This window comes from Streptomyces sp. NBC_01689 (assembly GCF_036250675.1).
Taxonomy (GTDB): Bacteria; Actinomycetota; Actinomycetes; order Streptomycetales; family Streptomycetaceae; genus Streptomyces.
Window position 1 is genome coordinate 2,049,148 of sequence record NZ_CP109592.1, and the last position, 25,548, is coordinate 2,074,695.

Consider the following 25,548-nt stretch of genomic DNA (forward strand, 5'->3'; position numbering starts at 1 on the left):
GCTCCCGGCGGGACGGGGTGGCCGGGACGGAACCGGCCGTGAACGGAACGAGCCGTGCCCGGGGACGTCCCGGGCACGGCTCGGCCGCGTCCTGCCGTCAGGTCACCGCGGGGTGGCCGGACGGCGGACCGCGGCGGGGATCACCGGCCGGTCTTCTTCAGGAAGATGGGGTTGGTGAGGGCGGCCATCGGGCCGAACATGAGCGCGGCGCCCATGGTGTTGCCCTGGCCGGGCGTGCCGTCCGCCATGGGGTGGCGGACCTCGGCGCGCACGTACGCGGCGAGCGACGTGGTCGTCCGCCAGGTGACGGTGCCCTCGCCGGAGGCGCCCACCGACTCCTGGTGCATCTGGCCCTCGTCGGTGATGAAGCGGACCGTGCCGCTCGGCACGCCCTTCACGTCGAGGCGGATGTCGACGGGCGCGTCGGCGGCCGCCTTGAGGGTCTCACCGATACCCGCCTGCCGGGCGTCTCCGGAGGCGGTGAAGGTCAGCTGCACGGCGGAGGTCTCCGCGATGTAGCTGCGGCCCGCCCGGATCCCGTCCATGATCGCGTCGGTGGCCAGGTCGTCGGCGAGGACGACGTTGTGCGGCATGCCGATGACCTGCGGCTCGCTGTGCGCGTCGCTGTTGCCCATCGCGGGGACCCAGTCGCCGCCGCTGCGGACCGCCTCACCGATCTTCTGGTCCCAGGTGCTGATGGCGTGCTCGTCGTCGTACGTCCAGGGACCGGTCCACACCTCGGTGGCGTCCGTGTCCTCGAAGCCGAACTTCCACTGGCTCGCGACATAGGCGCAGTACATGTGCGCGGGCACCACGATGCCGCCGCTGCGGCGCACCTGACGGGCGAAGCGCGGGAACGCGTCGTCGCGGTTGCGGTAACGCCAGTCGATCCACTCGCCGGGCTCCAGGCCGAGCGCGAGCCAGTGGCCGTTGCGGGTGGTGACCTCCTCACCGGTGATGATGAGCAGCTCGGAGTCGGCGTACTCGCCCCACACACCGTGCGAGGACGAGGTGTTGTGGTCGGTGGAGACCATGAAGTCGAGCCCCGCCGCGCGCGCACCGGCGGCCACCTCGGCGGGCTGGCGCTTACCGTCGGAGTGCACGGTGTGCAGGTGGCAGTCGCCCCGGTACCAGGCGCGGCCACGCCCCTTGGCGCGTCGCGGCGGGAAGTTCCTGACGGCGGCCGGGCCGGGCTCACCGTAGGTCAGGGTCACCTGGACCCGGTAGTTCAGGCCCTGGGGCGCGACCTGGTACGGGCCCAGGACGATGTGCCAGGTGCCGCGGCCGACCGGGCCGGGGAGGTAGCCCGGGGTGGCCTCGCTGTTGCTGATCTCGAACGAGGTGCGGAAACCGCCGGACCAGCCGCGGAAGCCCCGGCCGCCCAGCTCGGTGCCGCGTTCGTCGAAGACACCGATGTCACAGGAGTTGCCGGGCGTCCCGGACGGGACGGCCGGCTTGTCGTAGGAGTACGAGACGGCGATCTTCTGCACACCGCGCGGGACCTCGACCGGGAGGTAGACGAAGTCGGCGACACCGGTGGGCAGCAGCCCGGTGATGACACGGGTCTCCTCGCCGGTCTTCGGCGGCGCGCCCGCGGTGGTGCCGTCGGCCGCCTCCGCGAAGGAGACCGGGGCCAGGGTGAGGGCCGCGGCGCCCGCGACACCCGCGGCGAGCAGCCGGCGCCGGCCCAGCGTGCCGGTGGCCTCGCCGTCGCCTCGCGCCTCGGGCTCGAAGATGTCCACGTGGCTCTCGCAGTGTCCGTCAAGGCACATGTGTCCTCAGCAATGTTCTTCGTGGTGGATACGGGGGGATGTCCTGGACTCTCATACGCCCCGGTGAACGACGCGTGAGTCCCGGATGGCCCGGACGGCAACTGCCCGTGGCGCACTGCCCCGCGTCGCCGCAGGTCAGGACCAATGACGGCGCGGATGTCCGGCAACGGCAACCCCGTACGTCCGACGCGTCCCGGTCCCCGGCCGTGACGTGCGCACGGTCGCGGCACCCGTCCCTCGCGCGCCCTGGGGCAGGTGCGCGTGGACGGGTGCCGCGACCGTCTCTCCTCAGCGGACGGCCGGCGCCCCGCTCACCCCGCCGGCCGCAGGGCCGGCGGGGCCGCGTCGGCGGACGTCCCCCACCCGGACGGTTCGGCGCCGACCGTGAAGGAGAGCGACCGCAGGTGCCGGAGCGAGCCGGTCGTCAGATACGTACGGTCGTAGGGTGAGCCGTCCACCCGGGCCGAGCGGATGTAGCGGTCGTGGTCCGAGCTGCCCGGCGCGCTGACGGTCAGCCCGCCACGCGGGTAGTAACGCCGGTCGAGCTTCAGGTCGACCCGCTCGAAGACGGGCGTCGACAGGCCCCAGGTGTCGTAGCCCGGCTGCACCGGGAAGAGGCCGATGGACGAGAGCACGTTCCACGCGGACATCGTGCCGAGGTCGTCGTTGCCGGTCATTCCGGTCGGCGCGTCCGTGAACAGCGTCAGCGCGGCGTGCACCACGTCGGTCGTCTTCCAGGGCTGGCCGGTCGACAGATACGTGTACGGGGCGATGAGGTCGGGTTCGTTCTGCGGGTTGTACTTGTCCGCGTTGTAGTACTCGTACGGGCCGTTGACCCACACCTCGCGGGCCGTTCTCGCCGGGTCCCGCAGCAACTGGTCGTAGGCGAAGAAGGAGTCGAGGCGGTCGTTGGCCGCCCGGGTGCCGCCGATCAGGTCCACCATGCCGGGCAGGTCCTGCGGCACGAGCCACTGGTACTGCCAGGCCGTACCCTCGTGGAAGCCCTCGCTCAGGGCCGGGTCCGCCGGCCCGGTGAAGGCGCCGGAGGCGTCCCGCGCACGGAAGAACCCGGTCGAACTGTCGAAGATCTTCCGGTAGTTGCCGGCACGCGCGGCGTAGCGGGCCGCGTCCGCGTCATGGCCGAGGTCCCGTGCCATCGCGCCGAGCATGGCGTCGGACAGCGCGTACTCCAGGGTCGCGGAGGCTCCGTGGTCGTAGTCCGAGTCGCCGGGCTTCGCGTGCGGGCGGTCCTTGACGTAGGGCGCGAAGCCGTTCGCCAGGTACTCCTCGTCGGCCTCGCGGCCCACCGCGGACGAGTCGGCCGGCGGCACCCCGTCGGCGTTCTTGCGCAAGGCGCGATAGGCCCGTTCGGCATAGTCGCCGGGTCCCCCGAGCAGGCCCTGCTGGTAGGCGTTGGTCAGGAACGGGGTGACCGGGTCACCGGTCATGATGTTCGTCTCGACCGTGCCGTAGCCCCACTTGGGCAGCCAGCCGCTGTCCTCGTCGATCTTGATGACGGAGATCGCCATGTCGCGGGCCTCACGGGGCGCGAGCAGGGAGAGGAGCTGCGACTGGGTGCGGTAGGTGTCCCACAACGACCAGTTCTGGTAGTATGTGAAGCCCTGCGCCCGGTGGATCCGCTGGTCCCAGCCCGTGTAGCGGCCGTCGGCGTCGCTGCCGATGTTGGGAGCGAGGAACGACCGGTAGAGCGACGAGTAGAAGGTGCGGCGCAGGGTGTCGCTCCCGCCCCGGGCGCGTACGGTGCCGAGCCGGTCCTCCCAGGCGCGGTGTGCCGCGGCCCGCACGGCGTCGTACGAACGGCCGCCCTCGGAGCGGAGGTTGAGGGCAGCGCCGCGGGCGTCCACGTACGACAGGGCGGTGGTCGCCTCGACGGTGCGGTCCTGGGTCGTGTCGAAGCGGACGAAGGCGCCGTTCCGTCCCGTGCCCACGGACTCCTTGGAGCCCTCGGTGACGGTGTCGCCGTTCCAGGTGCCCGAGGTGGTGAACGGACGGTCGAAACGGGTGATCGTGTAGACGGTGTACGGCTCGGTGTCCTGGCAGAAGCCGCTGCCGGTGATGGCGGTGCGCACCGTACGGCTGTCGAGGACCTCGACCCTGGTGGAGATCGTCCGGTGCAGGGACTGCCCTGCGTCGAGCAGCACGTTGGCCTTGCCGGTGGCCGGGAAGGTGTAGCGCTGCACTCCGGTGCGGGCGGTCGCGGTGAGTTCGGCCTCGATGCCGTTCTTCAGGCCGACCCGGTAGAAGCCGGGTCCGGCCCGCTCGCTGTCGTGGCCGAACTCCGCCTCGTACTTGGCGTAGTCCGTCTCCGTGACGTCGCCGGTCGTCGGCAGCACGGGCAGGTCGCCGCCCAGGCCGCAGCCGACGCCCGAGAGATGGACCAGGGAGAAGCCCCGGATGTGGTTCTGGGAGTGGTCGTAGCCGGTGTTGTGGCCGGTGTCCGGCGAGAACTGCACCATGCCGAAGGGCACGGCGGCGCCGGGGTAGGTGTTGCCCTCGTTCTCCGTTCCGATGAACGGATTGACCAGATCGGTGAGCGGGGAGCCGGGCGGGGCGGCCGCCTGCGCCGCCGGAACCGCCAGGGAGCTGCCGAGGAGCACGGCGGTCGCCACCGCCGTCCCGGCACCGCGCAGCCGTTGGATCCATCTCATGGGCGGGGACGCCTCCTCGCAGTCTGGACAACGTTGTCACAGCATGAAGCGCGCTCATTCTTCGTCGTGTACACGTAAACGTCAAGGGCGCCGGGCCGGCGGGTGGCGCGCGGGGCACGCGCACCACCGGGGCAGCACCGGGTCTTGTCTCTCGCGGGATCCGGCGACCACCCGCCTTGCCCGCCGGTCAGGGTGACGGGTCGTCAGGCCCGCCCCTCCAGCCAGGTCTCCGCGATCGCCAGCGCCACCGCCATGATACTCAGCTGCGGATTGACCTCCGGGCAGCCGGGCAGCACCGAGCCGTCCACGACGAGGACACCGCGGACACCGCGGAGCCGGCCCTCCGGGTCGACGGGGGCGCGCCGCGGATCACCGCCCGCGGCGGCCGTACCGGTCGGATGGAAGGCCGAGAGATGCAGGTCCCGCGCGCTCACCCGGGTGAGGACTTCGTCGAGTTCGGCCGGCGAACCGGCGCGCGGGGCGGCGGGGATGCCGGTGAGGACCTCCTCGGCACCGGCCGCGAGAAGCACACGGCCCATGGCGCGTACGGCCGTCATCAGCCGTGTCCCGTCACGGGGGTCCAGGTCGTAGCGGACGAGGGTACGGTCACGGCCCCGGACCCGTCCGGAGGGGCGGTCCGCGATCATGGCGCCGAGGGTCGCGAGGCGTTCCGCGTCCTCCAGTTCACGGCGCAACTCGCGTCCCAGGCCGGGGAGGACGAAGCTTCCCATGCCGGGCGGGCTCGCGGTCGCCTCCATGAGGATGCCCTGGTCGTGCAGTTCCTCGATCCCGGCGCTCTGCAGGACGCCCCGCCAGGCGGTCACCGGCTCGGCGAAGCGTCCCGCGACGCTGGTGGCCGGGTGGACGCTGAGGTTGCGGCCGAGCCGCGGGTGTCCGCCGAGTCCGGAGCGGCGCAGCAGGGGCGGGGTCCCCAGCGCGCCGGCCGCCGTCACGACGAGGGGGCTGAGGATCTCCAGTTCGCTGCCGTCCGGCCGGCGCGCCCGCACACCGGCGGCGCGCGGGGCTCCCGGCCCGTCGGGGTCGAGGAGGACACGACGGACCCGTGCGCCGGTGACGATCCGGGCTCCCGCGGCGCACGCGTCGGGCAGCACGGAGAGCTGCACGCTCTGCTTGGCGCCGGTGGGACAGCCGACCACGCACTGGCACGAGCCCTTGCAGCCGGGGGCGTTGCGCCGCAGCGGACCGGCCCGCCAGCCGAGCCGTTCGGCGCCGGCGAGGGCCAGCAGGCCGTTGTTGCCCAGTACGTCGAGGGGTTGGGTGGCCACCCTGAGGGTGCGCTCGACCTCGTCGAGACGGGCTCCGAGGCCCTCGGCGAGGCCGAACCCGAACCGGCCGCTCCAGCGGGTCAGCACGTGGTCCGGAGTCCGGTAGCAGGTGCCGGAGTTGACCACGGTGGTGCCGCCGACCGCGCGGCCGACCGGCAGCAGCAGCGGCGGGCTGCCCAGCGCCGCGGTGGCGCCGCCGTCCCGGTACAGCTCGGTGAAGCGGTCGAGCGGCGCCCGGCGCCCGAAGGACGCCGTCGAGTGGTGCTCGCCCTCCTCCAGGACCACGACGCTCATCCCGGCGCGGGCGAAGGTCCGCGCGGCCATGGCGCCGCCCGCCCCGGACCCGATGACCACCACGTCGGCGGTGGAACGTGCGGGCCAGGCGTGCGCCGGGGTGCAGTCGAGGGGCGGGTCCTGCGCGGCGGTCCCGGTAGCGGGCGCGGTCGGCAGGCGTTCGGTGCCCGCCGCCAGCAGGACCGGCACCTTGAGGACGTCGAGCAGGGGGACGAGACGCGGGTGCGCGGCGAGCGAGCGCAGCACGCCCTCGCGTTCGTCGGGGCCGAGTGCGGCCAGCCGCCTGCCGGTGCGGAGCAGGGCGTACGTCTCCAGGGCGGCGACGGCGGTGTGCACCCCGGCCCTGGCCGGGACGGGCAGTGCGGCGAGCACCGTGTCGAGGCGGCGCGGCACGCGGGCGGGCCAGGCCTGCTCGCCGTCGTCGGCCAGCAGCGCGGCGACGAACCCCTCCGCGGTCATCGTTCGCCCGCCTCGGCGTGCGCGGTGCCGTCCAGGACCCAGGAGCGCTCGGGGCGCCATCGGCCCCACCAGCGTTCCAGCACGACGCGGGCGTCGGCGGACTCGCTGTTGCGGCAGACCGCGCGGGCGCCGTCCGGGTCGCGGTACTCCAGGGTGAGGGTCCGCTCGGCCGGCTGGTCGACCTCGACACGGATGCGGCGCAGCGCGGTGCGGCCCGTCACCGTCCACCGCGGCAGCCCGAACGCGGCGCGGAACCGTCCGAGGCCCAGCCAGCCGATCGCGGACCGCTCCGCCCGCCGGGGCCAGGTCCGGTTCCCGGCGCGCAGGCGCAGGAAGACCAGTGGAGGAAGCCGTCGCAGTCCGGGCCGGTTGGACACCGCCGCGACGATCTCCAGGACGTCGCCGCCGCCCAGGTCCGCGTGGAGCCAGGTCCACCGGTGCGCGTTGCCGTGCCCGTAGATGCGGGCCGAGGCGCCGGGCGCGTCGCGCAGCGTCAAGGTGTCCCGTCCGTACGAGAACACGCCGTCGTACGTGGCCCGCGCGGCCGGCAGCATCTGGGCGGCGGGAAGGAGCGGGCGGCGCCAGGACCAGCGCGGGAAGGTGAAGAGGCTCTCGCCCCGCGGGCGTTCGCTGATCTCCCACCGGAAGTCGGCCGCACGGCCGACGAGCCGGCCGGCGACGGCGGTGACGGCGTCGCCCTCGAACCCGTCCGCGGGCCGGGTCCAGGGGACGGGGCCGAAGCGGGCGTGCCGTACCTCTCCCCGGCGGGGGAAGGCCGCGACCCATCCATGGGCGAAAGGCTCGGAGCCGTCGGCGGGCGCGGTCACCTCGTGGTGCAGCCACACGCCGGTGCCGGTCGCCGGGTCGGTCAGGGTGGTGTACCAGACCTCGGTGCGGCCCGGGGTGCCGTCCCAGCGCGGTGCGAAGTGCCCGGCGGGGTCCTCGCGGCGGGGGAAGCGGAAGCTGAGCAGGAACGGTGCCAGTGCGGTCGTGAGGGGGAACCTCAGGACGCCCTCACCGGCGCGTGTCCCGTCCTCGTACAGCGTGACCGGCAGGACGGTCATCGACGCGACCGGCCGGCGTGCCGTGACGGACTTCCAGCCGTCCAGGGAAAGGGTGCGGCCGTCGGCGGTGAAGGTGAGCCGGTAGCGGATACGCCTCCGGGCGACCGGCGAGATCTCCAACTCGCCGTCCTCGCACGGCGCGTCGGCGAGACCCGCGATCCGCACCCGGCCGGTCAGGCGCGCCCGGGTCGTGCGGCGCGGGCGCAGCACCTCGTCGGTCTCGGCGCGCAGGTCGAGGCGTATGCGCCGGTCGCGGGTGTCACCGTCGAGCCGTACCGTGCCGAGCATCGTCTCCGTGAAGACGGTGCCCCTCATGCGAGGTCGTCCAGCATGATGCGCTCGGTGGCGGCGAGGTAGGAGTCGGCGGCCGAGTGGGCCCGCGCGGCGTCCGCGGCCAGGACCGCCTCCACGACGGGGGACAGCCGGTCGTGGGCCGCAGCCGGGTCGGTGAAGGGGCCCCTGAGCAGGGAACGGACCGGGAGGTAGGCGTTGAACAGCGTGTTCGTCAGCAGGACGTAGACGCGGTTTCCGGTCGCCCTGGCGAGGGCCCGGTGCACTTCGAGGTCGGCGAGCTGTACGGCGTCGGCGTCCTCGCCCTCCCGTACCGCCGCCAGCCGGGTGCGCAGTTCGGTCCGCTGGGCTTCGGTCACCCGCGCGGCGGCCCGCTCGGCGATCAACGCACCGATGCTGCGCCGCACTTCGAAGATCTCCCGGACCCATTTCGCGTCGTGCCGGACCAGCATGGGGAGCAGGTCCGCGCCGCCCAGCCGGGCGTAGTCGCGCACCCGGGTCCCGACCCCGTGCCGGGTCTCCAGCAGACCGGCCTGGACGAGCCGTCCGAAGGCGTGCTTGAGCGTGGTGCGGGTGACTCCGTAGCCGTCGGCGAGCTGGCGCTCCGGCGGCAGGTAACTCCCGGCCGGGTGACGGCCGTCGAGTATGTCCGTGCGCAGGCGTCCTTCCAGTACGTCCACGATGGTCTCGCGGGGCAGCGCCTCCACGGGTCCTCCTCTGGCGAGTTGTCGATCGTTGAGTGGATCAGCCACTGAACCAGCGGGACACCGTGAGGTCAACCCCCCACCGCGCACACGGTGTTGACCTGCGCTCCTCGTTCCGCCGGGTCGGCGGCCCGCCTCCGTGCCGCGCCTGCGTACGCCCGTGCGTCGTGCCGTACCTGCGCGCGTCCGCGCACCAGGGCGTCCGTTCCGTGCGTCCGTGCGTCCACGGGTGGTGGTCCGGCGCGGTCTCCGTCGGCCCTCGTCACGGGTCCCCGTCCGGGACTCGTCGACGGACTCCGGGCAGGCCGACGGTGCGGAGCCCCTGTCCGGGGGCGCGCCCGGCCGGGGCGTCGTGCGACGCCCCGCCTCCGCGGGACACTCCGGCGGCCTAACCCCGCTGGTGGGTGACCCCCGGCACGAACAGGCTGACCGGGGGGAACCTACGACGACGTTGGGAATCCGCACACATGACAGCCTCGCGACGACGGCCGATATCCCGCAGGACCCGGTACCGCGTCCTGGCCGCGCTCCTCGCCACGATCGGCGCGACCCTCAGCGCCTGCGGCAGCGAACGCGCCTCCGACAGGAGCACGGCGGTCACGGCCGCCGTGGGCGACCGGACGCAGGCGAAGTACGTCGCCTGCGGCACACCACCGGTGAAGCTGGAGAAGACCGACCAGGACTTCCTCGACGGGCTCGCGGCGGCCGGCGGTCCGCCGCTGTACGAGATGTCGTACAACGCGGCCCGCGAGGTGCTGAACAAGCTGCAGGCGGGACCCGTGGACATGCTCCCCGCGCAGATCAGCGAGCGGGCCGTACCCGGCGGCCCGACCGGCCCGGTCTCCGTCCACGTGGTCCGCCCCGCCGGGGTCACGGGGGATCTGCCCGCCATCGTCTACATCCACGGCGGCGGCTGGGTCCTGGGCAACTTCACGACCCACGAACGCCTGGTCCGGCAGCTGGCGGCCGGTGCCCGCGCGGCCGTCGTCTTCGTCGACTACACCCCCTCCCCCGAGGCCCGGTTCCCGGTTCCGGTCGAGCAGGCCTACGCCGTCGCCCAGTGGGTGGCCGCTCACGGCCGGGAGATCGGCGTGGACAGCACTCGCCTGGCGGTCGCCGGGGATTCGGTCGGCGGGGACATGACCGCGGCCGTCACCCTGATGGCCAAGCAGCGCGGCGGCCCGCACTTCCGGCAGCAGGTCATGCTCTACCCCGTCACGGACGCCGACTTCGACACGGCCTCCTACCGGCGCTTCGCCGAGAACTGCTGGCTCACCCGACCGGCCATGAAGTGGTTCTGGGACGCCTACGCGCCGCGCGCGGCGGACCGGGCCAACCCGCTGGCCTCACCCCTGCGGGCCACCGTCGACCAGCTGCGCGGGCTGCCGCCGGCGCTGCTGATCACCGACTCCGACGTGCTGCTCGACGCGGCCAACTCCTATGCGGCCAAGCTGCGTTCGGCCGGCGTGCCGGTCACCTCGTTCCACCACGCGGGTGTCACCCATGACTTCATGATGCTCAACGCGCTGGCGCACACACAGGCCGCCGAGAAGGCCGTCGCCCAGGCCACCGCGGCACTGCACGACGCCCTGTACGGGCCGGCCGACGGCGGCGGCAAGTAGAGGAACGCTCGGGCCGGTTGTCAGACCCTCCCCGTACGGTGGGGGCATGTCGCACTCCCCCGGGCCTGACGGCCAGGTCCCGCACGCCCTCGACGAGGTCAACGACCGCATCCGCCATCTCATGACCGAGCCGGTCGGCACCGCACGTGCCGAGGAGTACCGACGGCTGCTCTCCCTGTGGTCCGTGCTCTCCCGCGAGGACGTGACGAAGGCGGCCTGATCGCCACGGGGGCGACCAGGCCGCCTTCACCCGTCCGGGCCGGGCCGACTCCCCCCGGTCCTCCCACGGACGGGCCGCTGCCCCGAACGCGATCCGCCCCGGACAGACTGCTGCCGGGGGCGGACCGCTGCCCGGGGTCTCGCCGTGCGAGTCAGTGGTGAAAGGCCGAGCCGAGGAGCGCGCCGGGGACGGGGGCCGCGAGCGTGCCCGGGCCGAAGCTCACCGAACCCGGGGCGGTGACGCCGGAGGCGCTGGTGGGGAAGACCCACACCGCCCCGGAGCCGCTGTTCTCCCGCGGCGCCGAGACGGCGACGTACCGGCCGACGACGGTGGTGCGGCTGCCGAACCGGTCGCCGTTCTCGACGGCACCGGGCACCCCGGCCGTGTTCTGGCTGAAGACCTGGGCCCCGGCCCCGGTGAGTCCCGCCGCGCTCCCCTTGAGGACGACGAAGGTCCCCCCGTCGGTCCGGTCGGCGAGGTCCTCGCCGGGGACTCCCGCGACGACGTCCGCGTACCCGTCGCCGTTCACGTCGCCGACCGAGACACCGCTGCCGAAACCGTCGCTGCTCTCCGCGGTCCCGGGGACGCCGGACGTGCTCTGCCCGATCAGCACGGCCCGGGACGCGAGGCCGCTCGCCGTGCCCCGGACCACGCCGACGAGGCCGCCGCCCGCCGCCGTGCTGCGGCCGAAGACGACGTCCTGGCGGCCGTCGCCGTCGACGTCACCGAGGGCGATGCCATCCGCGGAGACCGTGTCGGCGTAGGCGATGGACGGCCCCGCCACCAGCCCCTTCGCGGTGCCCCGGAACAGTCGCAGATGCGGTGGCGGGACCGACCCGCCGTCCGAGTCCCTCGAACCGCTGCTGACCACGAGGTCCGTCCTGCCGTCGCCGTCCACGTCGCCCGCCTCCATCGCGTACAGCCGGAGGCCGGGGTCCACGAGCGGACCGCTGCGGGCCGCCGCACCGGTACGGCCGAAGGGCCCGTAGAGCATGCGGTCGGCCGACGCCAGATCGAGGTGCCCGTCCCCGTCGAAGTCGCCCGCCCTGGTCTCCGACCGGCCCTCGCCGATGACGGAGGCGTCGATGAGCCCGCCCACGCTTCCCCACAGGACGGTGTGCCGCCCGGCGTCCCGCACGCTGCCGAGGTCCTCGCCGGGGGAGCCGACGACGAGGTCCGTGAAGCCGTCACCGTCCAGGTCGGCCGCCGTGAGGTCGGCGCCGAAGCGGTCGCCCGTCTCCGCCGTGCCGGGTATCCCGTAGCGGTCCTGGCTGATCACCTGCCGCTTGACCCCCTTGGGGCCGTCGGACATGCCGTAGACGACGGTGAAGTAGCCGGCGCCGGCCCGGCCGTTCACGGTGCCGCCCGGGGCTCCGATCGCGAAGTCGGGGTATCCGTCGCCGTCGAAGTCGGCCCGAACGGTGCCCGCGGCCCCGGTGGCGAGGGCGGCCGCGGGGGCACCCTCACCGTAGGACACCGCGGGGGTCGCCCCGGTCACGGCGACGACAACGGCGGCAGCGGCCACCGTGGCCGCGGACAGCTGGAATCTTCGAGACGACAAGGTGAACCCCTTGGGCTGGAGATCGGCGGTGGGCCGCGCTTCACGCACGCTCGGCAACCACCTTGACCCCCAGGGGGCATGAAGGGTTGTACGCCCTCCCTTCACCTCGGGTTCACCCGGCAGGACCGGGAGCCGGGACACCTCTCCGCCGACACCGACACCGCCGACACCGCCGCCGCCGCGGACACGGACGCGCACGCCGACACGGCAGAGAGCGAGGGCGGGCCGGGCCGGAGCCGTGCGGGACGGAGCGGGGTCGGGCGGAGCGGGCTCGTCTCCGGCCCGCCCCACCGACTGTCACCGTGCCCACATCGCCCACCCGCTCCGTGCGCCAGGGCGCCGTGGACGGGGGTGCCGCCCCGGCGCCCCCCTCAGCCCGCGGAGACGCGCAGCCTGATCGTGCGGGACTCGGGGCGCAGCGCGAACTCGGGCCGGACGTCCGGTCCGCAGGCGCGTGAGCCGAGCCCGTGCTGGGCCGCGTCGACGATCAGGTGCGTCGTCGTCGAGTCCGGCAGTTCGAAGGGGTGCGCGGCGCGGGCGATCTGCTGCGGGGTGTGGCGGCTGAGCGTGAAGCCGGGGCGGCGCCCGCGCAGGTCCGGCACGGCCGACAGGTGCAGCACCTCGGAGCCGGCGCTCGTCAGCGTCAGTTGGCGCACCTGGGAGCGGTGGCCGGTCTCCTGGGGGCGCGCGTAGTCGACGGACAGATCGCGGACGGCGGCGGAGAAGCGCCCGGTGCGGGCCGCGCGCAGGCTGTCGGGGTAGGACTCCAGCGGACCGAGGCCGAACCACTCGGCGCCGTCGACGGGGGCCGTGCCGTCGGGCAGGTCGAAGCGGATCCCGATCCGGGGCCACACCGTCCGCCAGCCGCGCGACGGCTCGATCTCGACCCGCAGTTCGAGTTCGTCACCCTCGACCGACCAGACCGTCTCCACCGTCACCGATGATCCGGAGTTCGCGGCGGAGACCTTGGAGACCGTGCGCAGGGCTTCGTCGGTGCGCTCCACGGACACCCGCCGCGCGGTGAGCCGGTCGAGGCCGTCGCGACGCCACAGTGCGGCCGCGGAGACCCCGGCCACGGCGGCGTCGCTCTCCTCCACCTCGTCGGACACGCCTTCGTCGTTGTCGGTCGGGGCCCGGAACAGCTCCAGCCGCGGACCCGTCACCGGCCGCCCGCCGAGCCGTACGAGGGACCCCTCGGCGAATTCGGCGATCCCGAGCGTCAGCGTGCCGTCGCTGTGCCGCCAGCCGGTACGGCGGCGGACACCGGGTACGGGACGGCGGGCCGAGCAGTCCAGCTGGGCCGTGGCGATCACATGCCCGGCGCTCGCCCAGGCCGTGTCGGCCGCCAGGACCGCGTCGACGGTGAGCCAGGTCTCCGCGTCGTGCGCCACCGGCACCTGCGGGAGCGGCACCCGCGCCGACTCGCCCGCCGCGACGACGGGGGACTTCAGGTCCCCGGAGTCCACGACCGTCCCGTCGTGCTCGACCCGCCAGCGGAGCCGCAGGTCGGAGGTGTCGGCCGAGTGGCGCAGACTGGTGATCGCGACGTGGCCGGTTCCGCTGTCGAAGGTGAACCGGACCGGCTGCGCGACCGCCTTGTACTCATGGAGACTCGGAGTCGGGACGTCGTCGCTCAGCAGCATTCCGTCCATGACGAAGTTGCCGTCGTGCACGGTCTCCCCGAAGTCACCGCCGTACGCGTAGTACGGGGTGCCGTCCGGCGTGGTGGTCAGGATGCCGTGGTCGCGCCACTCCCAGACGAAGCCGCCGTGCAGCCGGGGATACGCGTGCACCAACGCCTCGTACTGGTCGAGCGCGCCCGGTCCGTTGCCCATCGCGTGGGCGTACTCGCAGAGCAGGAAGGGCTTGGTGCGCTGCCGGGCGCTCTGCGCGGGGGTGCAGTTCATCAGCGGTGAACGTGAGGTGTCGCTTCCGATGCTCTCGGTCTCCGGCACCGACGCGTACATCCGGGAGTAGACGTCGGTGTACTCGCCGGTGTGGTCGCCCTCGTAGTGCACGGGGCGTCCGGTGTCGCGGGCGTGGACCCACGCGGCCATCGCGGCGAGGTTCCCGCCGGTGCCCGCTTCGTTGCCGAGGGACCAGATCACGACGCTGGGGTGGTTCTTGTCCCGTTCGACGGTGCGCCGGACACGGTCGAGGTAGGCCTCGCGCCACGCCGGGTCGTCGCTCGGATTGCCGACCCAGCCGACCGAGTCGAAGCCGTGCGTCTCCAGGTCGCATTCGAGGACGACCCAGAACCCGAGTTCGTCCGCGAGGTCGAGCAGCCGGGGGTGCGGCGGGTAGTGGCTGGTGCGGATCGCGTTGACGTTGAACCGCTTCATGCGGGCGAGGTCCTCGCGGGCGTGCTCCTCGTCGAAGACCCGGCCGCGCTCGGGGTGGGTCTCGTGGCGGTTCATCCCGTGGAACACGACGCGCCGGCCGTTGACCAGGAACCGGTCGCCGCGGATCTCGACGGTACGGAACCCCACGCGCAGGGCGACGCTCTCCGCCGCGCTGGACACGGTGACGTCGTACAGGCGGGGCTGCTCGGCCGACCAGGGTTCCACCGCGCCGGCCTCGAACGGGACCACCTCGTCCGGCGCGGTCCAGACGCGCTCGACGCCCAGTTCGGGGACGCGGAGGGTGACGGGGAACGCGGTCACGTCGGCGGTGATCTCCGGCTCGAACCGGCCCCGCCCGTCCTCGTATCCGGTGCGCAGCCAGACGTCCTCGATGCCCCCGGCCGGCCGGGCGATCAGGGTGACGTCGCGGAAGATGCCCGGCAGCCACCACTGGTCCTGGTCCTCGAGGTAGCTGGCCGCGGACCACTGGTGCACGCGTACGGCGACGACGTTGTCGCCCGGGCGCACGGACGACGTCACGTCGAATTCGTGGGCGAGGCGGCTGCCGCTCGCGCCGCCTATCTCCTCGCCGTTGACCCAGAGCCTGAAGAGCGACTCGACCCCGTCGAAGCGCAGTACGACGCGTTCGGCCTGCGCCCAGTCGGCGGGCAGGTCGAAGTGGCGCCGGTAGTCACCCGTGGGGTTCTCGTCCGGGACGTGGGGCGGGTCGACCGGGAACGGGTACTGCACGTTCGTGTAGATCGGGCGGCCGTAGGCTCCGTCGCCCTGGAGCACCCAGTGGGACGGCACCGGGATGCTGTCCCAGTCGCCGTCGTCGAAGCCTTCGGACGCGAAGTCCGCCGCCGCCGGAACCGCCGGCGACAGCCGGAACCGCCAGGGCCCGTTCAGCGAACGGGTGGGGGCGTCGGAGTGCAGCCATGAGCGCGCCGCGCGCAGCGCGCCCCGCCCCGGGGCGGTGTCCGAAACGTATGCGGAGTACTGGGAGGGCACTGGGTCACAACTCTTTCTTGCTGAACTACGGGGATCCGGGCGCCGGCTGTGTCCGCCGGCCCGGCCGATCGGGGCGTGGGCGCCCTCTTCGTACGTGGTCGCGGCGGGCTACCGGACCACGACGGTTCGGATCTCCCAGGGACCGAGGGCGAGTTCGAGTCCGTCGGCGACCGGGGTCGTGGACAGGGGGCGGCCGAGCAGGTCGACCGTGGTGGCTTCGGTGAACGGGCCGGTCACCCGGGCGGCCGACCCGGTGGCGCTCATGGCCACCAGCCGTAGTTCGGTACCGGCGCCGCGGTCCTCGTCGGTGACACGGCGGATGCTCGACACGAGGACGTCCGTGCCGTCGACCCGGACACCGGTGGCGGCGGGGGGCAGTCGGCCGTCCGCGGGTGCGGTCCCGCGGGTGACCAGTACGTCGTTGCGGAAGTCCTCGGCGAGGGCGACCGCGTTCGCGCCCTGCCAGCCGGTCGCCGAGGGCAGGACGGCGAACCGGTTCTCGACGCGCACGCCGAGATCCTGCGCGCCCGGAGCGGCGATCTCGCTGGCCGCCGGCTCGTCCCGCAGGGGGTGGATGTTGACGCTGATCGAGCCGATCGCGCGCAGCAGGGTGACGGCCAGTTCGGAGCCGTCGCCCACGAGTTCGTACTCGGAGGCGTGGTCGAGCAGGACGTTGGCGGCGCCGGCCGACACGAACGCGCTCGCGGGGAAGGTCGGGAGGGGGTATTCGCCCCAGCCGCCCTCCGCGGTGAGTCCGCGTTCGGTGACGGCGAACTGTCCGGCGGACGCGGACCCGGCCACCGGTTCGGGCAGCGGGACGTGGAAGCGGAGCCGGTGGTCCGCGGACTGGTTCAGGAACGACGTCGAGACGCGTACGAACGGTTCGCCCGCGCGCACCTCCACGAGCGTCTCCACCGGGGTCGGCACGGTGCGGGTGGCGCGTACGTCGCGCTCGGAGGAGAGGGCGGCGGGCCACTCGTAGACCCGGGTGACCCGGATCCGGGAGCGCAGCGGGCCGTTCTCCAGGAGTTCTGTGGTGACCTCGGCCGGCTCCGACACGAGCACGTCCCGGGCCGGCGGGGCGTAGTTGTAGCTGTCGCCGCGGTCACCGCCTTCGACGAGGCGGCCGACTCCGTACAGCACGGTGCCGTCGGTGCCGGTCACGTCCAGGGTGCCATCGGCGGCGACCGTGGCCTCGACCAGTCCGTTGGCCAGTGTGCGGTCCGTCGCCGTCGCGGGGGCGGTGGGGAGCCCGGGGGCGGTGCCCGCCGGTGCGACCCGGAAGCTGGTGAGGCCGGATGCGGGTACCTCGACGGGTACCAGCGCGGTCGCGCGGGCCTCCTCCAGGGTCAGCACCCGCCACTCCCCCGGGTGCGCGGCGGCCGCGGCGGCGACCTCGCGGCGCAGGATCAGCAGGTCGAACGGTCCGCTGCTGGGCACCTCGGCGAGGTGGAACACCAGGGAACCGGGGGTGAGTTCGTAGTGGTCGATGAGGCGGCCGAAGAGCTCGCGGCGGTGGATGCGGCGCAGGACGCGTTCGAGCTGCGAGGCGTCCATGCGTTCGTCGGCGAGCACGGTCGGGGCCTGGGAGACGAGCTGCACGGGGTGGACCGAGCCGTCGTCGGAGGTCGCGACGAGCACGGTTCCCTCGGGCGGGGCGACGACGTCCACCTCGGCCAGGGCGGTGCGCGGGAACGGCAGCGGGTTGGCGACCAGGTGGCCGTCGCTCGGTACCCGGGCGGCGGGCTCGGCGAGGGCCGCGTCGCGGACCGCCCGCGCGGTCTGCGCGGCCTCGGCGAGACGCGCCTCGACCTGGTCGGAGGTCTCGTCGGTGCCGGAGCCGACGACCGAGTCGTGCGCGGAGGACTCGATGATCTTGTGCCAGGCGAGGGACAGGAAGGGCGAGTCGTCGCGCCGGGACCAGAGGGCGTTCATCCGCTCGGCGTGGTCGACGGTGCGCTCGGCGACGGCCATCCGCTGCTTGAGCGCGAGCCGCACGGAGAGCACGCCGGGTAGGATGTTGCCGCGTACGTGGCTGCGCAGTTCGCCGGTGACGACGGCGGAGACCTCGTCGCGCACGTGCTCACGGATGTACTCGTCGAGGGTGGCGATGGTGATGGCGCGCTCGTCGCTGGACGCGCGCCGCAGCCAGGCCGCGAGCCGCGGGTCGGGCGCGTTGTGGTCGGTGCCGGCCATGGCGAGCAGCGGGTCGCCGCCCCAGCGCCCGGCGGTCATCTCGGCGTACTCGCCGAGGGCGCGTCCGATCTGGTCGGGTACCAGCAGGACGTCGAGGCCGTTGTCGTAGCCGTCGAAGAGGAACTCGGTGCGCACCTCGGAGCCGTCGGGGGCGCGCCAGCGGAAGGCGTGGCCGTCGACGGAGCCGGGGACACCGCGCCACAGCGCCGCGTGCTCGATCCCGGCGCGGGCCAGGATCTGCGGCATCTGCGCGACGTGGCCGAACATGTCGGGCAGGTAGCCGATGGGCATGGATCCGCCGAGCTCGGCCGCGGCCGCCCAGCCCATCTGCAGGTTGCGCACGATGGTCTCGCCGGAGCAGAGGAACTCGTCGAGCAGGATGAGCCACGGGCCGATGGCGAGCTGCCCGCCCGCGACGAGGGCCACGACGCGGTCGCGGTTCTCCGGGCGCATCTCCAGGTAGTCCTCGATCGCGGCCATCTGCCCGTCGACGGTGAACCGGAAGTCCGGGTTCGCCTCGGCCGTCTCCAGCACGGTGTCGAGGGCGGTGACGAGGCGGTGCCGGAACACCTGGAAAGGCTCGTACCATTCCCGGTCCCAGTGGAAATGGGGCACGAAAACGGCGGAGTCGGCGGAGTTCTGCATGGCGCGAGCGACCTTCTCTTTACGGGTGACGCGGCGGGGGGGGGAGGCGATCGGGGTGCGTGGTGCCGGAGGGCGTCGGAGGCGGGTCCGGGTCACTTGAGGGCGCCGGAGGCGAGTCCGGTGCGCCAGAACCGCTGGAGGAGCAGGAAGAGGATGATCACGGGAACGATCGAGACCAGTGAGCCGGTGATCACCGATTCCTGCAGGAGGGGGGCGCGGGCGGTCTGGCCGTTCCACTCGAAGAGACCGAGGGTGATCGGGAAGAGCGACTCCTTCTGCAGCATCACCATCGGGAGGAAGAAGTTGTTCCAGATCGCCACGAACTGGAACAGGAAGATGGTCACCAGCGAGGGCGCCATCAGCCTGATCGCCACCGAGAAGAAGGTGCGGAACTCACCGGCGCCGTCCAGCCGCGCCGATTCGAGGATCTCCTCGGGTACGGAGGCGGAGGCGAAGATACGGGCGAGGTAGACCCCGAACGGGCTGACGATGCTGGGCAGGAAGACCGCGAGGTAGGTGTTGACGATCCCGGTCGCGGAGAACAGCAGGAAGAGCGGGAGCGCGAGCGCGGTGGTGGGTACGAGGACGCCGCCGAGGATGACGGAGAACAGGAACTCGCGGCCCCGGAAACGGAACTTGGCGAGCGCGTAGCCGCACAGCGCCGAGATCAGGGTTCCGACAGCGGCTCCCAGGACCGCGTAGATCACGCTGTTGAGCGCCCACTTCAGGAAGATGCCGTCGCTGCGGCTGAAGAGGGTGCTCAGGTTGCTGAACAGGTCGAAGTGCGAGAGCGCCAGACCGTTGGTGGAGGCGAGGTCGCTCTGGGGCTTGGTCGCCGCGACCACCAGGAAGTAGACCGGCAGCAGGAAGTAGATCGCCAGGAGGAGCATCAGCGCCATCGCGGCGGTGCGGCTGGCGCGGCTTTCGCGGATCAGGTTCTGGTTGCTCACAGTCCGGCCTTCTTCGAGGTCAGTCGCATGAAACCGAAGCTCAGGACGAAGGTGATGACGGCGATGACCACGGAGATCGCGGCTGCCTGCTGGTAGTTGTTCCCGGAGGCCACCGCGTACGCGAGCATGTTCGGTGTGTAGGTGCTGGAGATGTTCGAGGAGATCTGCCGCAGGACGGCCGGCTCGGCGTAGAGCTGCAGGGTGCCGATGATCGAGAACACCGTGGTGAGGATGATCGACGGGGCGATGATCGGGACCTTGATCTGCCACGCGATCTTCCAGTTGCTCGCACCGTCGAGCTTCGCGGCTTCGTAGAGCTCCTGCGGGATCGACTGCAGTGCCGAGAACATGATCAGCATGTTGTAGCCGGTCCACAGCCAGGTGGAGACGTTCGCCGCCGACCAGAGCACGGCGCCCGGACCGAGGAAGTCGGGGTGGAGCCCGACGCCCTTGAGACCGTCGACCAGGGGGCTGATCTGCGGCGAGTACAGGTAGGACCACATGATCGCCGCGATCACACCGGGCACGGCGTACGGCATGAACGCCGTGATCCGGAAGAACGACTTGACCTTCAGCAACGGGGTGTCGAGCAGCAGCGCCATGATCAGCGCGACGAACAGCATGACCGGTACCTGGACGACGCCGAACAGTCCGATGCGTCCGATGCTGGACCAGAACTCGTCGTTCTGGAACACCTTCGTGTACTGCTCGAAGCCGCCGAAGGTCGTGTACGAGGTGCCGTACTGGCCGCCGGTGCGGCGCACGACGAGGAAGCTCTGCCAGAGCGCGTAGCCGACGGGGACCAGGTAGAAGAGCACGAACGGGAGGAAGAACGGGGTGAGGAACGCGGCGATGGTGCGGGCCCGGGGGCCGCCGCCGCGGTGACGGCGGCGGCCCCCCGTGGACTCCACCACGCGGGTCGCGCGGGGTGCGATGTCGGTCATTCCTCGGTCACTTGCCCGCGGTCGCCGGGATCGCCTGGTCCTTCATCGACTTCAGCGCGGTCGCCTGGGCGGCCGAGAGCGCGTCGTCGAGCGTGCCCTTGCCCGCCGTCGCCTTGGCCATCGCGTCCTGGAGCGACAGGTTCACCGTCTTCTGGGTCGGGCCCCAGGAGAAGTCGGTGTCGATGTTCTTGGACGAGTCGGCGAAGACGTCGAAGATCTTCTCGTTGTTGTAGTACGGGACGCCCTGCGAGAGCGCGGGAAGCTTCGAGCCGGCGGTGGCCGCCGGGTAGAGGCCGCCCAGCTTGTTCTCCAGCGCGAGCGCCTCGGGGTCGGTGTTCAGCCAGGAGTTGAACTTGACCGACTCGTAGAGGTGCTTGTTGCCCTTCATGAACGCGACGGTGGAACCGCCCCAGTCGCCCGACGCGGGGTTCGAACCCCAGGTCGGCATGGGGACGATGGACCACTTGCCGGCCTGGTCGGGCAGGTTGTCGCGGAACATGCTGTAGCCCCACGCGGCGCCGACGTAGCTGGCGATCTGGTCCTTCTGGTACGCCGTGTACATCTGGGTCGAGCCGTGGGCGAGGTCGGTGCGCACGAGCTTGGCGTCGATCAGCTTCTGCCAGTAGTCGGCGACCTGCTTGCTCTGGTCGGAGGCGACCGACACGTGCCACTTGTCACCGGAGTACTGGTACATCTGGGCGCTGTTCTGCCAGAGCAGTCCGTTGAACGCCTCGGCGTTGTTCGGGTCGAAGAACGTGATGCTCAGTCCGGGGTCGGCCTTGTGCAGCTTCTGCGCGTCCGCCGCGTAGTCGTCCCAGGTCTTGGGGATGTCCAGACCGTGCTTCTTGAAGATGTCGCTGCGCACGTAGAGCGCCATCGGGCCGGTGTCCTGCGGGAAGGCGAAGACGCCGGTGCCGCCGAAGCTGGCCTGGGACCAGGTCCAGGGCACGAACGCGGACTTGGCGGCGGTGGCCGCCGAGCAGGCCGAGGCGTCCACGAAGGCGTTCTGGGTGCGCAGGAAGGGGAGTTCGTCGTAGCCGACCTGGGCGAGCTCCGGCGCCTTGCCCGCCTTGAGGGCGTTGCCGATGGTGCCGTACTGGTCGTTGGAGATGTTCTTCATCTGGACCTGGATGTCCGGGTTCTTCTTGTTCCACAGGGCCACGACCTTGTCCATGCCCGGAACCGTGTTCCAGTACTGGAGGGTGACCTTGCCCTTCGCGGGCTCGCAGGAGGCCGCGGATGCATCACTCGACGGAGCGGGCGACGAACACCCGGCGAGTACGACGACGCCGGCTGCCGCGGCGACGGCGGCGAGGCGGATGCGCGTGACTGTGTTGCTCATATCTTCCGTTCCAGAGAACGACTAGCGACGACGCTAGGCGGGTCGACGTTGACACCTCAGGCGTGAAGCCTTCTGGTTGGAATGGCGGGCACGGTGTCGGCTCGAACGCCGGGCGCCGTGATGGGACTCAGCAACCTTGGGGAACCTTGGAGCGCGTTCCCGTGAGCGTTCCCGTGAACGTTCACGGGAACGCTCACGGGAACGTGGTGAAGTGTTCGGAAGTCTGCGCTCCGGCGCGTTCGAGTGTCAAGACTTTCGAGTCGTGCACGAGTCCGGCAGGTTACGCGGAGCCGCCCAGCCGCAGCTCGGCGCGGACCACCAGGTCGTCCTCGGCGAGCGGACTCGCCCCGGTCAGCAGCCGTGCGACCTGCTCGATCGCGAGCGCGCCGAGCTTGCGCGTGTCCAGGGCGACGCTGGCCAGCGGGGGCTCGACGAGCGCGCCCAGCTGCAGCCCGTCGAAGCCGATCACGGCCAGGTCCTGCGGGACGCTCCGGCGGAGCCGGCGTGCCTCGCGCAGGACGCCCATCGCGATGATGTCGTTGAAGGTGAAGACCGCGGTGACGTCGGGGTGGGCGTAGAGCAGGGCCCTGAGCGCCGCGCCGCCGCCGTCGGCCGACTGGTCGGCGCCGACCACCACGTCGGCGTCGATCCCGTGGGACTCGGCGGCGGCCGTGAACCACTCGCGGCGGATGCTGGGGTCGACGCGGCCGTGGTGGTCGAGCATGCCGATCCGCGTGTGTCCCGCCGCGACCAGGTGCGCGACCGCGGCGTGCACGCCTTCCTCCCCGTCGATCCGGATCGAGCTGAACCGGGCGGTGTGGTGCTCACGGCCGATGAGCACCACCGGCATGCCCCGGGTGAACAGCTGGAGTTCGTCCTCGGGGCAGCTGAAGTATCCGACGACCGCGTCCACCTGCGAGCTGATCACCTGGAGGGTGCCGCGTTCCTCTTCGGCCCGGTCCGCGGTGTCGTACACGACGACGTGCCAGCCGCGCGCCCGCGCCGCCTCCAGCGCGGCCGCGGCGACCTCGGTGAAGAAGGGGTTGAGAAGGTCGGGTATGACCAGCCCGATGGTGGTGGTGTCCTGCCGGACCAGTCCGCGGGCGAACCGGCTGGGCCGGTATCCGAGCGCGCGGGCGGCGTCGAGGACCCGTTGTTTGGTGGAGCCGTCGATCTCGTCCTTGTCGTTCAGCGCCCTCGACACGGTCTGCCGGGACACCCCGGCGGACCGGGCGACGTCATGGATCGTGACTTTCCGGGGCTCCCCCGACACCGACGAGGACACCATCGCCCACCTCCTGCTGCCAGCGGACGCCGATGCGCCCGCAGGGCCCCGAGTATGCCTGTGCCTGCCACGAACGCGCGAGGTCAGGTCTCCGCACGACCGGCGGTGACGTCGTCCCGCCGGGCCGTCACCCCTCCGGCCGGTGGCCGACGGAGACATGACGGAGGCGGACGTACACGGACCCGCGCCGTCGGACACGGCCGGCCGCGGGCGGGGGCTTCAGGTGGGCGCGGCGCGGTCACGGACCGGACGGCACGGGTGGGTGGCGTGGCAGCCGGACCAGGAAGCGGGTGTCGCCCGGCTCGGAGGTGACGGACAGGTCCCCGTGGTGTTTGCCGGCCACGATCCGCCACGCGACGTACAGGCCGAGGCCCGCGCCGGCACCGGCCTTCTTCGTGGTGAAGAACGGTTCGAAGATGCGGGTCGTGAGTTCCTCCGGCACACCGGTGCCGGTGTCGCAGACGTCGACGCCGACCCAGTCGGCGTCATGGCTGGTGCGGATCGTGAGGGTGCCGTGCCCGCCCATCGCCTCCACCGCGTTGCCGATCAGGTTCGTCCACACCTGGTTGAGTTCGGCGGGGCGACCCGGCACCCGGGGCAGCGCGGGGTCGTACGCGCGGACGACACGGACGCCCCGGCCGATCGTGTCGCCCAGCACCAGCAGCGTGCTGTCGAGCAGTTCGTGGACGTCCATGACGCGGTCCGGAGCCCTGTCCAGCTGGGCGTACCCCTTGGCGGCGGTGACGAGCGCCGAGACACGGGTGGTGGCCTCCTCCACTTCCGCGGTCAGCAGCCGGGTGTCGGCCGAGGAGTGCAGCCACCGCAGGGCGTCCGCCAGCGTGCCGGGGTCGGACACGCTCCGCGCCACCCGTTCGAGCCACTCCGTGCCGAGTCCCGCCTGGGCGAACGTGGACGCCAACTCCCAGCCGTCCGGGACGTCATGGGCCGCCAGCCAGTCCGCCAGCTCGTCCTCCCGGGCCGTCGCCTCCAGCGGGCCGGGGAGCGTCGGCCGGGCCGGCCGGACCGAGATCTCCTTCTGCAGGGCGACGAGACGTACGAGGGTCTCCTTGTCGCCCGCCGCGACCGCCTCGAGCGCGTCGTACATGTCGGCGATCCGCCTCCGCAGGGAGGCGTTGGCGCGCACGGCGGCCGCGGCCGGATTGTTGAGCTCGTGCGTGAGCCCGGCCGCCAGCGAGCCGAGCGCGAGCAACTGCTCACGCCGGCCCGCCTCCAGCTGGACGTTCTTGAGGTTGAAGAAGAGCCCCTCCAGCAGATGGAGCGCCATCGGGAACCACGCGTGCATGAGCAGCCCGTACAGCTCGGCGTCGAGCAGGTACAGGCGGGTGGGGGCGAGCACCCGCAGTGAATTGTCGTAGATCTGCGGGACACGGTCGCCGAGGACCGCCCGCCAGGCGCCCGCGTGGACTCCCGGCTGGTCGGTCCGGCTGAGCTCCACGTCCTCGTCGCCCACGCGCCGGTACAGGGCGACATAGCCTTCGAGCAGCACGAAGAAGCACCGCGCGGGCTCGCCCTCCCGGTAGGCGAACCCCGGCTCGAACACCTCGACGTGCCCCTTACCGCACAGCACGTCGAGCTGGTCGTCGGTCAGGTCCTCGAAGAGGAACAGGGCACGGAGTTCGTCGCGGTCGCAGGCCACGTGTTCGCGCGGAGCCGTCATGTCCACTCCAGATCCCGGTGCGACGCGGTCCGATCGGCGGGGGAGGCTTTCGGCGTCTTCAGTATCGCGCCCCGCTCCCGCCGGGACATCCGCAGACCCGGGAGCGGACGGCGGGCGGCGGATCAGGCGGTGACCTCCCGGCTCACCTCGGCCCAGTCGTCGAGGTCGGCGAGCCTCGCGGTGAGAGCGGCCCGCATGTCGTTCTCGGCCTGGGCTCCCAGAGCGATGCGCAGCGGCGGCTCGGGAGCGTCGGCGACGGTGAGCAGGGCGCGGGCGGCCTTGGCGGGGTCGGCGAGGGCGGCGGCCGGCAGGTCCCCCAGGGCCTTCTGCACGGCCCTGACCGTCCCGTCGTAGTCCTCCTCGGTCTCGGCGAAGTCGAGGTTGGCCAGGAAGGACGTGGCGACCGGGCCGGGTTCGACGAGGGTGACCTTGATGCCGAGCGGGGAGACCTCGCCCACGAGTGCGTCGGTCAGTCCTTCGACGGCGTACTTGGTGGCCGCGAGCAGTCCGACGCCCGGGTGCGCCAGCTGTCCGTAGAGCGACGATCCCTGCAGGATGTGGCCGCCGCGCTGGCGGCGGAGTACGGGCAGGACCGCACGCAGGACGTTCAGGACTCCGAAGACGTTGGTGTCGAAGACGGCGCGGGCCTGGGCGTCCGACGCCTCCTCGACGGCGCCGAACAGGCCGTATCCGGCGTTATTCGCCACGAGGTCGATGCGGCCGAACGCCGAGACGGCCGCGTCGACGGCGGCGCGCACCGCGTCCTCGTCCCGGACGTCGGCACCGAGGCCCCTGAAGGTGGCGGGGAAGTCCGCGGCGAGCCCGTCCAGGCTCCCGGCGGTACGGGCGACGCCCGCGACGCGGTCACCGCGGTCGAGGGCCGCTCTGGCCAACGCACGGCCGATGCCGGACGACGCTCCGGTGATGAACCAGGTTCGAGGCTGCCGGGAGGCGCCGCTGTCATGCGTGTCATGGGTCATGGTTATAAGCATAAGCACTTAGCTCGCAACGACTCAAGCTCAGTCGGACCCGAGTTGTGACGTAATCCGTTTAGCGCACAGCCGGGCGAGCTCCGCGAAGTCGTCGTGGCGGCGGACGGTCCCGTGCGGCGGCACATCGGGCACACATGGTCCGGAGGGCACTTCGCTGCAGGACGATGCTCCGGCGCCCAGCGGTCGGCGCCCGCGGCACACACAGGCCTCGTCCGAGACGT

The 25,548-nt window shown here is 72.3% G+C and carries 16 protein-coding genes; 2 read left to right on the top strand and 14 right to left on the bottom strand.

Annotated features, from left to right (window positions below; translation table 11 throughout):
* Nucleotides 1-140: 140 nt before the first annotated feature.
* The 5 genes from OG776_RS08745 to OG776_RS08765 form a co-directional block, all read right to left on the bottom strand.
* Complete coding sequence (locus tag OG776_RS08745) at nt 141-1,772, bottom strand: CehA/McbA family metallohydrolase (RefSeq protein WP_187286038.1); 1,632 nt, start codon at nt 1,770-1,772, stop codon at nt 141-143.
* Between the two features lie 311 nt (nt 1,773-2,083).
* On the bottom strand, nt 2,084-4,441 hold the full coding sequence (locus OG776_RS08750; protein WP_148014194.1) for a GH92 family glycosyl hydrolase: 2,358 nt from the start codon (nt 4,439-4,441) through the stop codon (nt 2,084-2,086).
* Between the two features lie 203 nt (nt 4,442-4,644).
* Entirely contained in the window at nt 4,645-6,480 is a 1,836-nt protein-coding gene (locus tag OG776_RS08755; RefSeq protein ID WP_148014195.1) for a GMC family oxidoreductase, read from the bottom strand.
* Nucleotides 6,477-7,859, bottom strand: coding sequence for a hypothetical protein (locus OG776_RS08760; protein WP_148014196.1), 1,383 nt, complete (start codon nt 7,857-7,859; stop codon nt 6,477-6,479). Before OG776_RS08760 ends, OG776_RS08755 begins: the two co-directional genes overlap by 4 nt.
* Complete coding sequence (locus tag OG776_RS08765) at nt 7,856-8,542, bottom strand: FadR/GntR family transcriptional regulator (RefSeq protein ID WP_148014197.1); 687 nt, start codon at nt 8,540-8,542, stop codon at nt 7,856-7,858. The genes OG776_RS08760 and OG776_RS08765 overlap by 4 nt, the downstream gene beginning before the upstream one ends.
* Nucleotides 8,543-9,006: 464 nt before the next feature.
* Between OG776_RS08765 and OG776_RS08770 the strand changes: the two genes are divergently transcribed.
* Nucleotides 9,007-10,161, top strand: coding sequence for an alpha/beta hydrolase (locus OG776_RS08770; RefSeq protein WP_148014198.1), 1,155 nt, complete (start codon nt 9,007-9,009; stop codon nt 10,159-10,161).
* Between the two features lie 46 nt (nt 10,162-10,207).
* Entirely contained in the window at nt 10,208-10,381 is a 174-nt protein-coding gene (locus OG776_RS08775; protein WP_187286039.1) for a hypothetical protein, read from the top strand.
* Between the two features lie 151 nt (nt 10,382-10,532).
* Here OG776_RS08775 and OG776_RS08780 read toward each other — a convergent pair whose 3' ends face one another.
* From OG776_RS08780 to OG776_RS08820, 9 genes are all read right to left on the bottom strand, one after another.
* Nucleotides 10,533-11,942 carry an FG-GAP and VCBS repeat-containing protein gene (locus OG776_RS08780; protein WP_148014210.1) on the bottom strand — a complete coding sequence of 470 codons (1,410 nt, stop codon included), beginning with the start codon at nt 11,940-11,942 and terminating at the stop codon, nt 10,533-10,535.
* A 371-nt stretch (nt 11,943-12,313) separates the two neighbouring features.
* Nucleotides 12,314-15,295, bottom strand: coding sequence for a glycoside hydrolase family 2 TIM barrel-domain containing protein (locus tag OG776_RS08785; protein ID WP_148012587.1), 2,982 nt, complete (start codon nt 15,293-15,295; stop codon nt 12,314-12,316).
* Nucleotides 15,296-15,403: 108 nt separating this feature from the next.
* Nucleotides 15,404-18,136: an alpha-mannosidase gene (locus tag OG776_RS08790; protein WP_329319935.1), complete on the bottom strand. Its 2,733-nt coding sequence runs from the start codon at nt 18,134-18,136 to the stop codon at nt 15,404-15,406.
* 92 nt (nt 18,137-18,228) lie between these two features.
* The gene (locus tag OG776_RS08795) at nt 18,229-19,035 is read right to left on the bottom strand and encodes a carbohydrate ABC transporter permease (RefSeq protein WP_187285900.1); all 807 of its coding nucleotides are present in this window, start codon (nt 19,033-19,035) and stop codon (nt 18,229-18,231) included.
* A 47-nt stretch (nt 19,036-19,082) separates the two neighbouring features.
* Nucleotides 19,083-20,030: a carbohydrate ABC transporter permease gene (locus OG776_RS08800; RefSeq protein ID WP_148012590.1), complete on the bottom strand. Its 948-nt coding sequence runs from the start codon at nt 20,028-20,030 to the stop codon at nt 19,083-19,085.
* 7 nt (nt 20,031-20,037) lie between these two features.
* Nucleotides 20,038-21,372 carry an ABC transporter substrate-binding protein gene (locus OG776_RS08805; RefSeq protein ID WP_329319938.1) on the bottom strand — a complete coding sequence of 445 codons (1,335 nt, stop codon included), beginning with the start codon at nt 21,370-21,372 and terminating at the stop codon, nt 20,038-20,040.
* Nucleotides 21,373-21,652: 280 nt separating this feature from the next.
* Nucleotides 21,653-22,660, bottom strand: a complete 1,008-nt coding sequence (locus tag OG776_RS08810) for a LacI family DNA-binding transcriptional regulator (RefSeq protein WP_329326393.1) — start codon at nt 22,658-22,660, stop codon at nt 21,653-21,655.
* Between the two features lie 235 nt (nt 22,661-22,895).
* Nucleotides 22,896-24,335: a sensor histidine kinase gene (locus tag OG776_RS08815; protein WP_329319940.1), complete on the bottom strand. Its 1,440-nt coding sequence runs from the start codon at nt 24,333-24,335 to the stop codon at nt 22,896-22,898.
* Between the two features lie 122 nt (nt 24,336-24,457).
* Nucleotides 24,458-25,315 (bottom strand): SDR family NAD(P)-dependent oxidoreductase, encoded by an 858-nt coding sequence (locus tag OG776_RS08820; protein ID WP_329319942.1) that lies wholly within the window; start codon nt 25,313-25,315, stop codon nt 24,458-24,460.
* Nucleotides 25,316-25,548 lie beyond the last annotated feature (233 nt).